Annotated in this window: 13 protein-coding genes; 5 read left to right on the plus strand and 8 right to left on the minus strand. The window is 60.4% G+C overall.

What is annotated here, in order from left to right; translation table 11 throughout:
* Window positions 1–7: 7 nt before the first annotated feature.
* The 3 genes from CFII64_RS30565 to coaBC form a co-directional block, all read right to left on the minus strand.
* Window positions 8–2,587: a phosphomannomutase/phosphoglucomutase gene (locus CFII64_RS30565; RefSeq protein ID WP_371106452.1), complete on the minus strand. Its 2,580-nt coding sequence runs from the start codon at window positions 2,585–2,587 to the stop codon at window positions 8–10.
* A 98-nt stretch (window positions 2,588–2,685) separates the two neighbouring features.
* Window positions 2,686–3,141 (minus strand): dUTP diphosphatase, encoded by a 456-nt coding sequence (dut, locus tag CFII64_RS16610; RefSeq protein WP_020291969.1) that lies wholly within the window; start codon window positions 3,139–3,141, stop codon window positions 2,686–2,688.
* Window positions 3,142–3,147: 6 nt separating this feature from the next.
* Window positions 3,148–4,356, minus strand: coding sequence for a bifunctional phosphopantothenoylcysteine decarboxylase/phosphopantothenate--cysteine ligase CoaBC (coaBC, locus tag CFII64_RS16615; protein WP_020291970.1), 1,209 nt, complete (start codon window positions 4,354–4,356; stop codon window positions 3,148–3,150).
* A 131-nt stretch (window positions 4,357–4,487) separates the two neighbouring features.
* Between coaBC and radC the strand changes: the two genes are divergently transcribed.
* The gene (gene radC, locus CFII64_RS16620; RefSeq protein ID WP_020291971.1) at window positions 4,488–5,162 is read left to right on the plus strand and encodes a DNA repair protein RadC; all 675 of its coding nucleotides are present in this window, start codon (window positions 4,488–4,490) and stop codon (window positions 5,160–5,162) included.
* 68 nt (window positions 5,163–5,230) lie between these two features.
* Here the strand turns inward: radC and CFII64_RS16625 are convergent, their stop codons facing one another.
* Window positions 5,231–6,820, minus strand: a complete 1,590-nt coding sequence (locus CFII64_RS16625) for an ABC transporter substrate-binding protein (RefSeq protein WP_020291972.1) — start codon at window positions 6,818–6,820, stop codon at window positions 5,231–5,233.
* 364 nt (window positions 6,821–7,184) lie between these two features.
* Between CFII64_RS16625 and rpmB the strand changes: the two genes are divergently transcribed.
* Complete coding sequence (gene rpmB, locus CFII64_RS16630; RefSeq protein ID WP_007920377.1) at window positions 7,185–7,418, plus strand: 50S ribosomal protein L28; 234 nt, start codon at window positions 7,185–7,187, stop codon at window positions 7,416–7,418.
* 11 nt (window positions 7,419–7,429) lie between these two features.
* On the plus strand, window positions 7,430–7,585 hold the full coding sequence (gene rpmG, locus CFII64_RS16635) for a 50S ribosomal protein L33 (protein ID WP_003437824.1): 156 nt from the start codon (window positions 7,430–7,432) through the stop codon (window positions 7,583–7,585).
* Between the two features lie 70 nt (window positions 7,586–7,655).
* On the opposite strand, the gene CFII64_RS16640 is transcribed toward rpmG, so the two are convergent.
* Both CFII64_RS16640 and CFII64_RS16645 read right to left on the minus strand, forming a co-directional pair.
* Window positions 7,656–7,886, minus strand: a complete 231-nt coding sequence (locus CFII64_RS16640; RefSeq protein ID WP_020291974.1) for a hypothetical protein — start codon at window positions 7,884–7,886, stop codon at window positions 7,656–7,658.
* 84 nt (window positions 7,887–7,970) lie between these two features.
* A complete protein-coding gene (locus CFII64_RS16645) occupies window positions 7,971–8,333 on the minus strand; it encodes a cupin domain-containing protein (RefSeq protein WP_020291975.1) in 363 nt (120 codons plus the stop codon).
* Between the two features lie 260 nt (window positions 8,334–8,593).
* Here CFII64_RS16645 and CFII64_RS16650 point away from each other — a divergent pair, with 260 nt between their 5' ends.
* Window positions 8,594–10,087: an aldehyde dehydrogenase gene (locus tag CFII64_RS16650; RefSeq protein ID WP_020291976.1), complete on the plus strand. Its 1,494-nt coding sequence runs from the start codon at window positions 8,594–8,596 to the stop codon at window positions 10,085–10,087.
* Window positions 10,088–10,287: 200 nt separating this feature from the next.
* The gene (locus tag CFII64_RS16655) at window positions 10,288–11,433 is read left to right on the plus strand and encodes an MFS transporter (RefSeq protein ID WP_020291977.1); all 1,146 of its coding nucleotides are present in this window, start codon (window positions 10,288–10,290) and stop codon (window positions 11,431–11,433) included.
* On the opposite strand, the gene CFII64_RS16660 is transcribed toward CFII64_RS16655, so the two are convergent.
* Together CFII64_RS16660 and CFII64_RS16665 are read right to left on the minus strand one after the other, a co-directional pair.
* Window positions 11,430–13,013 (minus strand): phospholipase D family protein, encoded by a 1,584-nt coding sequence (locus tag CFII64_RS16660; protein WP_044901456.1) that lies wholly within the window; start codon window positions 13,011–13,013, stop codon window positions 11,430–11,432. The two genes, CFII64_RS16655 and CFII64_RS16660, sit on opposite strands and share 4 nt — an antisense overlap.
* A 69-nt stretch (window positions 13,014–13,082) precedes the next feature.
* Window positions 13,083–14,501: a PLP-dependent aminotransferase family protein gene (locus CFII64_RS16665; protein ID WP_020291979.1), complete on the minus strand. Its 1,419-nt coding sequence runs from the start codon at window positions 14,499–14,501 to the stop codon at window positions 13,083–13,085.
* Window positions 14,502–14,650: the final 149 nt, after the last annotated feature.

Raw genomic sequence — 14,650 nt, forward strand, 5'->3', positions numbered from 1 at the left:
AAAACAATCAGAAAGGCAGTTCGAGGTCCGGCGCGACTTTTTTCAGTTCGCCGTGGAACACGTCTTTGATGCGCTGCAACTCCGCCTCGGTTTCAGCTTCGAAACGCAGCACCAGCACCGGCGTGGTATTGGACGCGCGAACCAGGCCCCAGCCTTGCGGGTAATCCACGCGAACACCGTCGATGCTGGTCAGTTTGGCGTCGCCCCATTGAGCGTCTTTTTCCAGCGCTTCAATGATGGTGAACTTGGTGACGTCGGTGACCTTGATGTTGATTTCAGGGGTCGAGATGTCATTCGGGAAGGTTTCGAACAGCTCTTCGGCGGTCTGCGATTCCTGGCTGAGGATTTCCAGCAGGCGTGCAGCGCTGTAGATGCCGTCGTCGAAACCGAACCAGCGTTCCTTGAAGAAGATATGGCCGCTCATTTCGCCAGCCAGCAATGCGCCGCTTCTGCGCATTTCTTTCTTGATCAGCGAGTGACCGGTTTTCCACATGACCGGACGACCGCCATGCTTGCTGATCAGCGGCGTCAGACGGCGCGTGCATTTCACGTCGAAAATGATGTCGGCGCCAGGGTTGCGCTTCAGCACGTCCAGGGCGAACAGCATCAGCAGGCGGTCCGGGTAAACCACATTGCCTTTGTTGGTCACGACACCCACGCGGTCGCCGTCGCCGTCGAACGCCAGGCCCAGATCAGCGCCGGTTTCTTTCACCTTGGCGATCAGGTCTTGCAGGTTTTCCAGCTTGCCCGGATCCGGGTGGTGGTTCGGGAAGTTGCCGTCGACTTCGGCGAACAGCGAAATCACTTCACAGCCCAGTGCTTCGATCAGTTGCGGGGCAATGACGCCAGCAGCGCCGTTGCCGCAGTCCACGACGACCTTCATTTTGCGCGCCATGACGATGTCGTCCTTGATCTGCTTGTAGTAGCGATCAAGGATGTCGACTTTGGTCACGCTGCCTTTTTGCGAGGTCAGGTTGCCGGTCTTGATGCGCTCGTGCAGCGCCTGGATCTGCTCGTTGGCGAGGGTGTCGCCAGCGATGACGATTTTGAAACCGTTGTAATCCTTCGGGTTGTGGCTACCGGTGAGCATGACGCCGGTCTTGCCTGCCAGCACGTTGGCGGCGTAATACAGCGCTGGCGTCGGCACCAGGCCGACATCGCTGACGTGGCAGCCGCTGTCGTGCAGGCCCTGGATCAATTGCTGTACCAGCTCAGGGCCGGAAAGACGGCCATCGCGGCCAACGCTGACGTTTGGCTCGTTCTGCGCCAGGCTCTCGGAGCCGATGGCGCGACCGATCCAGTACGCTGTTTCAGCGCTGAGGGTGTCCCCGACCACGCCGCGAATGTCATAGGCGCGAAAGATATCGTCAGGGAATTTTGGTGCCACGGATGCTGGGGTGTTCATAACTGGGGGGTGCTCCGATCTCAGGAAGTCCTGGTTTTCGTCGAGGATGTCGATATCGAGAATGTCGGTATCTTGAAACAGCGGGTCGGTCCAATCGCCTGGTGCTGCCGATGGAGCCGATGCTGAAGCACTGCTTTGTTCAATGTCCGGTAGTGCGCCTGACTGCCCATCGACCACATCGGCGGCCGGAGCCGAGGACGGGTTGCGCGGTGAGAAGCGGGCGAGGCTCTGGGCCAGGCTGTGAAGCGCGGGCAGGTCCAAACCGAAAGGTTTGACGGCTTTTCCGCTGGAGAGTTCTTCAAGCAGCTGATTGAGCTGACGGGCGTCAGCCTCGATCCGTCGCTGCAAGGCGCGTTCATTGAGGTAAAGGCCCAGCACAACGCCTGCCAGAGCGATCAGAGCCGCCAGCGCAAGAAGCAAGAAGGGCGGCGAAGATTTCAACCCGGGCCCGGGGGTAAATTCCAGTTTCCAGTTGGCAAAGCCGGTATCGAGGCGTTCGGCTTTGCCGCCATCGGACTGTCCGTGTTGCAGGAACACCTGCTCGGGCCCATTGCCGAATTGCTGGATCAAGCGAACCTGGCCCACCGACTCGGGGATGACCGGCAGCGCATTGAGCAAACGTTGCAGATCGTAGGCCAGCAGCAAGGTCCCGGCGACCGGCGCTGTGGGACCGGCACGCAGCGGTGCGGCGCTGTAGATCATCCAGCGCTCGCCGACCTTGCGCGCCTCGGGCGTCGCCTGCTGGCCGCGAGCGGCCTGGCTCAGCATGTCCAGCGTCGAAAAGCTGATCGGCATTGCGCCCTGGGCATCAACATCGGTCATACCCAGCGGATTGACTCGCGCCCCCAACACACCGCCCCAGAAGCGCAGCGGACTGACCGCAGCCTCAAGCACCACGGGATCATTGGCTTGCAGCGCCACCACCAGACCGGTGTTCATCGCTGCGGCCTGAGTGTCAGCATTCATTTGCCTGAGCGTTACGCCAACCGCTGCGGCCTGGGCGTTACCCCAGACCTGCTCGGCCTGAAGTTGATGCTGCGGCTTGTCGATGAGCGCCATGCACACCAGCACGCTCGCCGCGACCAGCCCGATAACGGCGGGCCATAAACCGGGGGAGAGGGCGCGCAGACGCGCAGCCAGAAGCTGGGTGCCTTGATTCTCGGAACGCTGGGTGGCTGTCACCTGACCTCTCTCCACGAATTCATCCTGAACTGCTCATTCCTTGATCGCTTGCACGCAACCCGCATCACGCGTGCCGCGATCAAGCATTCGGGTCAGAATCAGTGGCTGCCGGAATGGCCAAAACCGCCTGTGCCGCGCTGGCTGACGTCGAACTCTTCAACCAGTTCGAAATGCGCCTGCACCACCGGCACCAACACCAATTGGGCAATCCGTTCGCCAATGGCGATCTTGAATGCGGTCTGGCCGCGATTCCAGCACGACACCATCAACTCGCCCTGGTAATCCGAGTCGATCAGACCGACCAGATTGCCCAGCACGATGCCGTGTTTATGGCCCAGGCCGGAACGCGGCAGAATCATCGCCGCCAGGCCGGGGTCGCCGATGTAAATCGACAGACCGGTCGGGATCAACAGGGTCTGGCCCGGTTCCAGCGTGGTGTCTTCCTGGAGCATGGCGCGCAGGTCAAGCCCGGCGGAACCAACGGTGGCGTAGGCCGGCAGCGGAAATTCGTTGCCAATGCGAGGGTCGAGGATCTTGGCTTGTAGAGCGTGCATTCGTGATTAAACCTGGTTCATTCGTTCGGCGATAAAAGTGATCAGCTGGCGGGCAATCTTGCCCTTGCTGGTCTGGGCAAAGAGCGTTGCGTGCAAGGCCCGGTCGATCACGCTGCACGCGTTCTCTTCGCTGTTGAAGCCAATGCTCGGATTGGCAACGTCGTTGGCGACGATCAGATCAAGGTTCTTGTCCTTGAGCTTGCGGGCGGCGTAATCGAGCAGGTGTTCGGTTTCGGCGGCAAAACCGACGCTGAAAGGCCGATCCGGACGACCTGCGATAGTGGCCAGGATGTCCGGGTTGCGCACCATCTGCAGCAGCAGGCCGTCGCCGGTCGAAGGATCTTTCTTGAGTTTGTGTGGGGCAACGACTTCCGGGCGGTAGTCCGCCACGGCAGCAGAGGCGATGAACAAGTCGCAGGGAATCGCCGCTTCGCAGGCGGCGAGCATGTCCCGGGCGCTGACCACGTCGATCCGCGAGACGCGATCCGGCGTCGGCAGATTCACCGGTCCGGTGATCAGCGTGACACGGGCGCCAGCCTCAACGGCAGCTTCGGCCAGGGCAAAGCCCATTTTCCCGGAGCTGTGGTTGGTGATGTAGCGCACCGGGTCGATGTTTTCCTGGGTCGGGCCTGCGGTAATCACCACGTGTTTGCCGGTCAGCGACAGGCGCTGGAAACAATCGGCAGCACATTGGGCAAGGTCGGTGGCTTCAAGCATGCGGCCGAAACCCACGTCGCCACAGGCCTGGCTGCCGGTCGCCGGGCCGAACACGCGAAAATCCCGCTCTTCCAGCAAACGGGTATTGGCCTGCACTGACGGGTCGCGCCACATCGCCTGATTCATGGCCGGCGCAATCGCCACGATGGCGTCGGTGGCCAATACCACGGTGGTCAGCAAGTCGTTGGCGATGCCTTGGGCGAGCCGGGCAACGAGGTCAGCAGTAGCCGGGGCGATCAGGATCAGGTCGGCCCACTTGGCCAGCTCGATATGCCCCATCGCGGCTTCTGCGGCCGGGTCGAGCAAATCCATGTGCACCGGGTGCCCGGACAATGCCTGCATGGTCAGTGGCGTAATGAATTCAGCCCCGCCACGGGTCATCACGACCCGAACTTCGGCACCCTGGTCGCGCAAACGCCTGACCAGCTCTGCGCTTTTGTAGGCCGCGATGCCGCCGCCGACGCCGAGCACGATGCGTTTCCGATACAGCCGTTGCATAGGCCTGCCTTTTAGTCGAGTTATACGCGACGGCGATGGCGTTCCCCAGGCCAATCGCCGCGCAAAAAAGATGGGCTAAGATAGCACAGCGACCGCACTGGAACAGCGGCGCCCACACACATGGAGGTGCTATGAGTATTCGTGATTGGCCTGCGGCGGAGCGCCCACGGGAGCGGCTGTTGGAACTGGGTGCGGCAAGTCTTTCCGACGCCGAACTGCTGGCGATCTTTTTGCGCACCGGAGTGGCCGGAAAAAGCGCTGTCGACCTGGCGCGTCATCTGTTGAATCAATTTGACGGGCTGCGCGGGCTACTGGATGCGGACCTGGCAACATTCAGTTCGAATTTGGGTTTGGGCTCGGCGAAATTCGCCCAGTTACAGGCCGTAATGGAAATGTCGCGCCGCCACATGGCCGAGTCCCTGAAGCGTGATTCCGCACTGGAAAGCCCGGCACAGGTGCGCAACTATCTCAAGGCTCGATTGCGCCATGAACCCCACGAAGTCTTCGGCTGCCTGTTTCTGGACAACAAGCATCGGGTGCTGTGCTTTGAGGTGCTGTTTCACGGCTCGATCAACACCGCCCACGTGCATCCACGGCAAGTGGTCAAGCGGGCCATGGTGCACAACGCCGCCAGCCTGATCCTGTGCCACAACCACCCCTCCGGCATCACCGACGCCAGCCAGGCCGACATCGAACTGACCAAGCGCCTCAAGGACGCGCTGTGGCTGATCGACGTGAAGGTGCTCGACCACGTGATCATCGGCGACGGTGATCCGTTGTCGATGGTGGAGTGCGGACTGATGTAACAACCGCTCCAACGGAACGCCTTGATGCCCGTAGGACCGTATCAGGACGGTATCTACAGCGGCGTCGCTTACTTCACCTGCACCTTGAAGAAATCCTGGCGACCAAACGGGCTGACCTGATAACCCGTCACGCTCTTGCGGGTCAGCGCGGCGGCGGTTGGGTGGGCCAGTGGCAACCACAAGGCTTGCTGCTGGATCTGCTCCTGCGCCTGGTGATACAGCGTGCTGCGGGCCGCCTGATCGCTGGTGGCCTTGCCGTCGCTGATCAGCTTGTCCAGCTTCGCGTCGCAATAACGGGCGAAGTTGGTGCCTGATTTGACGGCGGCGCAGGAAAACTGCGGCGTCAGGAAGTTATCCGGATCGCCGTTATCGCCCGCCCAGCCCATGAACAACAGGTCATGCTCGCCCGCTTTGGCGCGGCGGATCAGCTCGCCCCATTCGATCACCTTGATCTCGGCGCTGATGCCAACCTTGGCCAGATCCGCCTGGAGCAATTGCGCCCCAAGGCTCGGATTCGGGTTGAGCAAGCTACCGGAAGGCCGCGTCCAGATCGTGGTTTTGAAGCCGTCTTTCACGCCCGCTTTGGCCAACAGCTCCTTGGCCTTGGCGATGTCCAGCTTGTAGCCGGGCAAATCTTTGGCGTAGCCCCAGGTATTGGGCGGATACGGCCCGTTGGCGGCTTCGGCTGTACCTTCGAACACGGCCTTGAGATAGGTCGGCTTGTCGAAGGCCAGATTGATCGCCTGACGCACTTCAGCCTTGTCGAACGGCGGATGCTGGCTGTTGATCGCCAGGAAGGCAGTCATGAACGCCTCGGTCTTTTCGACTTTCAGCGCAGGATCTTTCGCGGCTTCCTGAATATCCAGAGGCTTGGGCGACAAAGTGATCTGGCATTCATTCTGGCGAATGCGCTGCAAACGCACGTTGGCGTCCGGCGTGATGGCGTAGACCAACGCGTCGACGCCAGGCTTGCCCGCGAAATAGTCGGCGTTGGCTTCGTAACGGACCACCGCGTCCTTCTGGAAGCGCTTGAACACAAACGGCCCGGTGCCAATCGGCTGGCTGTTGAGCTTCTCTGGCGTACCGGCCTTGAGCAACTGCGCGGTGTATTCAGCCGAATAGATCGAGGCGAAGCCCATGCTCAAGGTGGCCAGGAAAGTAGAGTCCGCATGATCAAGGGTAAACCGCACGGTCAGCGGGTCCGGGGCGTCGATTTTCTTGATCAGCGCCGGGAGTTGCATGGACTGGGCGTGAGGGAAGCCGCTCTGGGCGACCTTGTGCCATGGATTCTGCGGATCAAGCATGCGCTGGAAGCTGAACACGACGTCATCGGCGTTCAATTCGCGGGTCGGGGTGAAGTAATCGGTGTGATGAAATTTCACCCCCGAACGCAACTTGAAATCGTAGGTCAGGCCGTCCGCAGAAACCGTCCAGCTCTGCGCCAGGCTTGGCACCAGCTTGCCGCTCTTGGCGTCGAAATCCACCAGACGGTTCATCAGCACGTCGGCCGAGGCGTTGGTGGTTGTCAGCGAGTTGTACTGCACGACGTCGAAACCTTCGGGGCTGGCTTCGGTGCAAACGCTCAACGTCGTCGCGGCCTGAGCCAGCAGCGGGGCGAATAAAGGAGCGAGCAAAAACGGTATCGCAGCAAGACGCATGGCTATATTCCTGTCAGAAAAGGGCCCCATCTGCAGGCGCAGCCTGGTGAGGTAGTTACCCTAGACCATGCATCGGCCCAGAACAATCGCTCTAACACGACGGGCGGTAGATTTGCTATCGTCCCGCACTGGCGCGCCATCGCAGGCTGCACGGCCTGCGATATGCACAGGCAAAGCGCATTGCCTGTTGTTGCATGCCAGCCTTTCTGGTATAAAGCAGCGCTCTTTTCTAGGGGCCCGGTTCCTTCACTGTAGGTGTAGCCGGTAAGACCCTTAAAGAAACGCGGCGCCTGGCGCCAAATGACTGAGAGATTAAGCGGCCAACCCATGCCGGGTTGGGCATGTGGTTTTAGAGGGCTGAGGCATGTCGAGAGTATGTCAAGTTACCGGTAAGGGTCCGGTGACTGGGAATAACATTTCCCACGCAAACAACAAAACCCGTCGTCGTTTCCTGCCAAACCTGCAGCATCACCGCTTTTGGGTTGAAGAAGAGAAACGTTTTGTTCGTCTGCGCGTATCTGCTAAAGGCATGCGTATCATCGACAAGCGTGGCATCACTGTCGTGCTTGCTGAACTCCGTCGCGACGGCAAAATTTAAGGGAGAAAGTCATGCGTGAATTGATCCGTTTGGTGTCGAGCGCTGGTACAGGCCATTTCTACACCACCGATAAGAACAAGCGCACCACTCCGGACAAAATCGAAATCAAAAAATTCGATCCGCGGGTTCGCAAGCACGTGATCTACAAAGAAGCCAAAATCAAGTAATTGATTTTTCTTCTACAAAAAAGGCCCACATCGTGAGATGCGGGCCTTTTTTGTGGGCGATGCGAAGGCTTCAGCCCAGGAAGAAATCGAGGATGACGCCGTTTTCCGTATCAATGGTGGCCCGGTCGGGATCGTAGTCAAAACTTTCAGATGAGTAATCGAGTGCCGGGTTGAACATGATGTCGTCCGGACCGACGACGCTGGCCTTTCCGGTCAGGCAGCGGATATAGGCTTTGACGCACGGATGGTACGGGCATCCGATCAGATGTTTGATTTTTTTGTAAGCTTCTTCGTTGGTCATGCAGGCCTTCCTTGTTCGCCAGGGCTTTGCTTGAGTGGAAAGCACTATTCTCGGCCCTGACAAACAACGCCGCGCGGTACAAACCTATATTTTCTGCTCGAACACCACGTAAATCTTGCGGCATGGCTCCAGCACTTCCCACGTGCCTTTGAAGCCCGCCGGGATCACGAAGCGGTCACCGGCGCGCAGGGTTTTTGCACCGCCCGCTTCGTCGCGCAGCACTGAAACGCCCTGAACGATTTCGCAGTATTCATGCTCGGTGTAGTTGACCAGCCATTGCCCGGCCTGACCTTCCCAGACACCCGCACTCATTTGTCCGCACGGGCTGTTGTAATGGTTGTAGAGCGTCTGCTCGGGGTCACCTTTAAAAATCCTTTCCGGAGCAGGGCGATAGTGTTCGGCGGTTGTGCCGGCTTCACTGAAGTCCACGATGCTGTCGATGGTCATTTTTCATTCTCACGCTAGAGGCAATGCGGGTTTGACGAAGTGTCGGGGCAATAGTGCCCGGCGGCTGTCGGCCATGTTGAATAAAACGAACATCGCCGGGCCGTTCAGGCCATTTATGTCAAATATATTGGAAATCGCCCATTCACTGGTTTAGGGTGACGAATGCCGTTATTTGATCTCATCGTATTCTCAAAGCGTGCGTTTCGGGCCTTGTTTGCCGATTCCAGCATGCTTCAATCTATCAAGCGGAGGACATTCGTATGACCACCCTGACTCATGCCGACTGGGAACAACGCGCCAAGGATCTGAAGATCGAAGGCCGCGCTTTCATCAATGGTGAATACACCAACGCCGTGTCTGGCGATACGTTCGAATGCCTCAGCCCGGTTGATGGCCGCTTGCTAGCGAAAGTCGCCAGTTGTGACGTCGCCGACGCCCAGCGTGCCGTGGAAAGCGCCCGCACCACGTTCAATTCCGGGGTCTGGTCGCGCCTGGCACCGGTCAAGCGCAAGGCCGCGATGATTCGCTTTGCCGCGCTGCTCAACAAAAACGTCGAGGAACTGGCCCTGCTGGAAACGCTGGACATGGGCAAGCCGATCAGCGACTCGTCCGGCATCGATATTCCCGGCGCGGCCCAAGCCTTGAGCTGGAGCGGCGAGGCTATCGACAAGCTGTATGACGAAGTCGCCGCCACCCCGCACGATCAGCTTGGCCTGGTGACCCGCGAGCCGATTGGCGTGGTCGCGGCCATCGTGCCGTGGAACTTCCCGCTGCTGATGGCCTGCTGGAAACTCGGTCCGGCGCTGTCCACTGGTAACTCAGTGGTGCTCAAGCCATCGGAAAAATCGCCGCTGACCGCCATTCGTATTGCCCAACTGGCCATCGAGGCGGGCATTCCGGCCGGCGTGCTCAACGTCGTGCCGGGTTATGGCCACACCGTGGGCAAGGCGCTGGCCTTGCACATGGACGTCGACACCGTGGTGTTCACCGGCTCGACGAAAATCGCCAAGCAGTTGCTGGTGTATTCGGGCGAATCGAACATGAAGCGCGTCTGGCTCGAAGCCGGTGGCAAAAGCCCGAACATCGTGTTTGCCGATGCGCCGGACCTGCAGGCCGCAGCCGAGTCCGCCGCCAGCGCCATCGCCTTCAACCAGGGCGAAGTCTGCACCGCTGGCTCGCGCCTGTTGGTGGAGCGTTCCATCAAGGACAGCTTCCTGCCGCTGGTCATCGAAGCGCTGAAGGCCTGGAAGCCAGGCAATCCGCTGGACCCGGCCACCACGGTCGGCGCGCTGGTCGATACTCAACAGATGAACACCGTGCTGTCGTACATCGAGTCCGGCCATAGCGACGGCGCCAAACTGGTTGCGGGCGGTAAGCGCATCCTGCAGGAAACCGGCGGCACTTACGTTGAGCCAACGATTTTCGACGGCGTGACCAATGCCATGAAGATCGCCCAGGAAGAGATTTTCGGGCCGGTTCTGTCGGTGCTGACGTTTGATACCGCCGAAGAAGCCATCCAGATCGCCAACGACACGCCGTACGGCCTCGCTGCTGCGGTGTGGACCGCCAATCTGTCCAAGGCGCACCTGACGGCCAAAGCGTTGCGTGCCGGCAGCGTGTGGGTCAATCAGTACGACGGCGGCGACATGACCGCGCCGTTCGGCGGCTTCAAGCAATCGGGCAACGGCCGCGACAAGTCGCTGCACGCGTTCGACAAGTACACCGAGCTCAAGGCGACGTGGATTAAGTTATAGACCCGGAGGCTTATCCCTGTGGGACCGGCTTTAGCCGGGAAGAGGTCAGTACATTCGCCACATATGCGTTTCCTGACATGCCACCTTCCCGGCTAAAGCCGGTCCCACGGGTGATCATCGTTCAGTTCTAGAACCAGCCGGACTCCCTCCCAGGAATCCGGCTGTGTCGTTTCAGCCTTTTGACCCACAGGAGCGTGGCAATGCGTTGGGGGACTTATTTTGCGGTGCTGGCTTCGGTGCTGAGCGTTGGCCTCGCGCTGGGCGTCAGCATGCCGCTGGTGTCGCTGCGCCTGGAAAGCTGGGGCTACGGCTCGTTCGCGATTGGCGTGATGGCGGCGATGCCCGCCATTGGCGTGTTGCTGGGCGCGAGTCTGGCCAGTCAGCTGGCCGCCCGGTTCGGCACGGCGGCGCTGATGCGCCTGTGTCTGTGGGCGGGCGCGCTGTCGGTGGGCTTGCTTGCGCTGCTGCCGTATTACCCGGTCTGGCTGGTGCTGCGGCTGATGCTCGGTGTAATCCTGACCATCGTGTTCATTCTGGGCGAAAGCTGGATCAACCAACTGGTGGTCGAACGTTTGCGCGGCCGGCTGGTGGCGCTGTACGGCAGCACTTACGCGCTCTGCCAACTGGCCGGGCCGTTGCTGCTCGGCGCGCTGGGCACCGAAGACGATTATGGCTTCTGGGTTGGCGTGGCGTTGCTGGTCAGCTCGCCGCTGCTGTTGCTCGGACGCAGCGGAGCGCCCAGCGCTGATGCCTGCAGCGTGACCTTTATCGATTTGTTCGGATTCTGCCGCTCCATGCCCGCCATTGCCTGGGCCGTGGCGCTGTTCGCGGCGTTTGAAGCGCTGATCCTGACGCTGCTGCCGATCTATTGCCTGCGTCAGGGCTTCACTGCGGAAATCGCTTTGGCGATGGTCAGTACCGTGGTGGTCGGCGACGCATTGCTGCAACTGCCGATTGGCGCACTGGCCGACCGCATTTCCCGACGCACGCTGTTTTCCGCTTGCGCGCTGGCGCTGATGATTTCCAGCCTGTTGGTGCCGCTGATGGTCGATACCGTGTTGATCTGGCCGCTGTGGGTGCTGTTCGGTGCCAGCGCCGGTGGCTTGTTCACCTTGTCGCTGATCCTGATCGGCGAGCGCTTTCGTGACGACTCGCTGGTGCGCGCCAACGCCCATGTCGCGCAACTTTGGGGGATTGGCTGTCTGATCGGGCCATTGGCGGCCGGAGCGGGCAGCCAATGGGTCAGCGGGCAGGCATTGCCACTGTTGATGGCAGCGGGTGCCTTCGGGTTGGTGCTGTTGTCGCAGCGGCGCGGCGCGTTTGGCGTGCAGCCGGTGGCGGCCTAGAGCATTTTCTCCAGGCCGACGGCGCTGCTGAACCACGCATTGAAGCGGCGCCAGGCGTCGCCCGGTTCCTTGTGCAAGGTGTGGATCTTGCCGTCGTCTTCGGTTTCCCACACCACTTGGCCGTCCTCCAGCTTCGCCTGATAACTCAAGGCCGGCGCCATGCCTTGCAGAGTCAGTTCCCGCAGGTATTCAGTGAGCTGCGGACTGTCGACCAATACGCCGACTTCGGTATTCCACAGCACTGAACGCGGATCGAAATTGAACGAGCCGACAAAGATTTTCTGTCGATCAAAAATCATCGCCTTGCTGTGCAGGCTGGAGTCCGAGCCGCTGGTGATGAACGGGGCTTTCTTGAACAGATGCGGACCGCTGCCGCCGCTGGTACCGGTATCACCGGGTTGACGGCGCATTTCGAACAGCTTCACGCCGTGCTCAAGCAACGCCTTGCGATAGGGCGCGTAACCGCCGTGTACCGCAGGAACATCGGTGGCCTCCAGGGAATTGGTCAGCAAACTGACCGCGACCCCCGCATCGGCGCGCCCCGTGAGGTAAGTCAGGCCTTCCTTGCCGGGCACGAAGTAGGCAGAAATCAGCATCAATTCTTCATGAACGTTGAGCAGTTCCGGGGCCAGCTGCGTGGTCAGCAGCAAGTGCGGGTCCGGTTCGTCGCGGGCCAGCACTTTGGTCGGCGCATCCCACAGCGCCTGGTTATGCGCCCAGATCAGCTCGTTGAGCCAGGTTTTCATGCGCGGCTGGGTTTTGTAGGCCATCAAGCGGTCGTACAAGGCGCGGTGTTGCTGGTGGGACTTCTCCAGCGAGTCTTCGAGCTGCACCCGCGCCTTGGCCAGGTCACGCACAGTCGGCAGGAAATACATGAATTCGGCGATGGGCTTGCTGAGCGCACTGTTCCAGTACTGATCGAAGCTGTGCCCCAATTGTTGCGCCACCGGGCCGACGCTAAGCATGTCGATGTCGGTGAAGTTGAGGTTTTCCTCGGCGTCGAAATATTCGTCGCCCAGATTGCGTCCACCGACAATCGCCGCACTGCTGTCGGCCAGCCACAACTTGTTGTGCATGCGTCGGTGTTGGCGAGACAGATTGAACAGGCGGCCCATGCTGCGCGTCACGCCGGTTTCACGGCCCAGCTCTTGCGGGTTGAACAGGCGGATCTGAATGTTCGGGTGCGCGGCGAGGGTGGCGATGGCCTGATCGAGGCCGTCGCTGGTGGTGTCGTCCAGCAGGATTCGCACCCGGACCCCGCGATCTGCCGCTTCGAGCAGTTCATCGATAAGCGCGCGCGTGCTCAGGCCGTCGTGAACGATGTAGTACTGCAAGTCCAGGCTGGTGCGCGCATTGCGGATCAACTCGGCCCGGGCCATGAAGGCTTCGGTGCTGTTGGGCAGCAGGCGAAAGCCCGAACGCCCTTCATGGGGCATGGCCATGGACTGAATCGAGCGGCCGAACGCCGAATCCGTCGGCGGCAACGCCTGACTCGGTTCATTGGGAATGCTGACATGGGCGCAGCCACTGACGCACAACGCAAATAGCAGACAAAGGGACGACGCCCACGCTTTCTTCAAACTCACCACCCGCACACTTCGGTTTGGCGATATGACCCCCGAAACCCGCTAAAAGTTACGCCCGCCGCGTTACGGGTTGGCGATCAGTTGCGAAATGGTCTCGCCGACGGTACGCACGGCAGCCTCGACATCAGCCGTCGGCTTGGCGGCGTAGTTCATCCGCAGGCAGTTTCGGTACTTGCCGGATGCGGAAAAAATACTGCCCACCGCGATCTGTACGCCTAGCGGCAGCAATGCCCGATTCAGGCGCTGAGTATCGAAATCCTCAGCCAGCTCAACCCACAGCATGAAGCTGCCCTGCGGCCGACTGACCCGCGTGCCCGCCGGGAAGTAACGCGCCACCCAGTCGATCATCAAGTCGCGGCTGCGCTGGTACTGGCTACGCATGCGCCGCAGATGCGGCTCGTAATGCCCGCCCTGCAAAAATTCGGCAATCGCCAGTTGCGGTTGCGGCGCGGTAGAGCCAGTGCTGATGTATTTCATGTGCAGCACGCGCTCAAGGTAGCGCCCCGGTGCAACCCAACCAATGCGCAGCCCCGGCGCCAGCGTCTTGGAAAACGAGCTGCAGAGCAGCACCCGGCCATCTTCGTCGAAGGACTTGATAGTGCGTGGTCGCGGGTAGGTGTAGGACAGATCGCCATACACATCATCTTCGATGATCGCCACGTCAAAGCGCTGGGCCAGGGTCAGCAGCGCCCGCTTGCGCGCTTCGGGCATGACGTAGCCCAGTGGATTGTTGCAGCTGGGGGTCAACTGTATGGCTTTGATCGGCCACTGCTCCAACGCCAGCTCCAACGCGTCGAGGCTGATCCCGGTCAGCGGATCGGTGGGGATTTCCAGGGCTTTCATGCCCAGGCCCTTGAGGGTTTGCATAGCGCCGAAAAAGCTCGGCGAGTCCACCGCGACGATATCGCCGGGATCACAGATGGCGCGGATGCTGGACGACAACGCTTCATGGCAGCCGGTGGTAATCACCAGGTCATTGGCGGTGAGGTTGCAGCCCGAATCCAGCAGCAGACGCGCGACTTGCTCGCGAAGTGTCTGGGTGCCGTAGATATTGTCGTAATACAGACCCGGCATATCCTGATTGCGGCTGATCCTCGCCATGGCCCGCAGCAGCGGCCGTAGCGTCGGGCTGGTCACGTCCGGCATGCCCCGTCCGAGTTGCTGGAGCTTGGGATCGGTCTTGGCGCGAATCAGCTCCAGCACCTGATCCCATTGGGAAATATCCACCGGCCGCTGCGCCGGACGGCCGATCACTGGCAGCGCAGGAACTGTACGGCTGGCGGGCACGAAATACCCGGACTTGGGTTTCGGCGCCGCGAGGCCGTTGTCTTCCAGCAGCCGATACGCCTGCTGCACGGTGCTCAGGCTGACGCCATGTTCGACGCTCAAGGCGCGCACTGAAGGCAGCCGGTCGCCGGGGCGATAAAAACCGTTTTCAATCCGCGAGCCGAGCAACTCGGCGAGGTTGACGTAAAGGGTCATGGCGAACTCCCGGCTGCGATAAAGATGGAAACCATACAGATGCGTGAAAAATACAGCATTCAGGGCAGGTTTGAAATCATCTGTATGGAAATTAATAGTTTTGTTTGGATCTGTAACGGTTTCCGCTGGGCCGCCATCATGTAGCCACA

This window comes from Pseudomonas sp. CFII64 (assembly GCF_000416235.1).
Lineage (GTDB): Bacteria > Pseudomonadota > Gammaproteobacteria > Pseudomonadales > Pseudomonadaceae > Aquipseudomonas.

What these genes read in the sequence shown, in the direction of transcription:
- CFII64_RS16625 (WP_020291972.1), bottom strand. Translation starts at nt 6,820, where the DNA reads ATGCGTCTTGCTGCGATACCGTTTTTGCTCGCTCCTTTATTCGCCCCG.
- CFII64_RS16665 (WP_020291979.1), bottom strand. Translation starts at nt 14,501, where the DNA reads ATGACCCTTTACGTCAACCTCGCCGAGTTGCTCGGCTCGCGGATTGAA.
- rpmB (WP_007920377.1), top strand. Translation starts at nt 7,185, where the DNA reads ATGTCGAGAGTATGTCAAGTTACCGGTAAGGGTCCGGTGACTGGGAAT.
- CFII64_RS16655 (WP_020291977.1), top strand. Translation starts at nt 10,288, where the DNA reads ATGCGTTGGGGGACTTATTTTGCGGTGCTGGCTTCGGTGCTGAGCGTT.
- CFII64_RS16650 (WP_020291976.1), top strand. Translation starts at nt 8,594, where the DNA reads ATGACCACCCTGACTCATGCCGACTGGGAACAACGCGCCAAGGATCTG.
- coaBC (WP_020291970.1), bottom strand. Translation starts at nt 4,356, where the DNA reads ATGCAACGGCTGTATCGGAAACGCATCGTGCTCGGCGTCGGCGGCGGC.
- radC (WP_020291971.1), top strand. Translation starts at nt 4,488, where the DNA reads ATGAGTATTCGTGATTGGCCTGCGGCGGAGCGCCCACGGGAGCGGCTG.
- dut (WP_020291969.1), bottom strand. Translation starts at nt 3,141, where the DNA reads ATGCACGCTCTACAAGCCAAGATCCTCGACCCTCGCATTGGCAACGAA.
- rpmG (WP_003437824.1), top strand. Translation starts at nt 7,430, where the DNA reads ATGCGTGAATTGATCCGTTTGGTGTCGAGCGCTGGTACAGGCCATTTC.
- CFII64_RS16645 (WP_020291975.1), bottom strand. Translation starts at nt 8,333, where the DNA reads ATGACCATCGACAGCATCGTGGACTTCAGTGAAGCCGGCACAACCGCC.
- CFII64_RS16640 (WP_020291974.1), bottom strand. Translation starts at nt 7,886, where the DNA reads ATGACCAACGAAGAAGCTTACAAAAAAATCAAACATCTGATCGGATGC.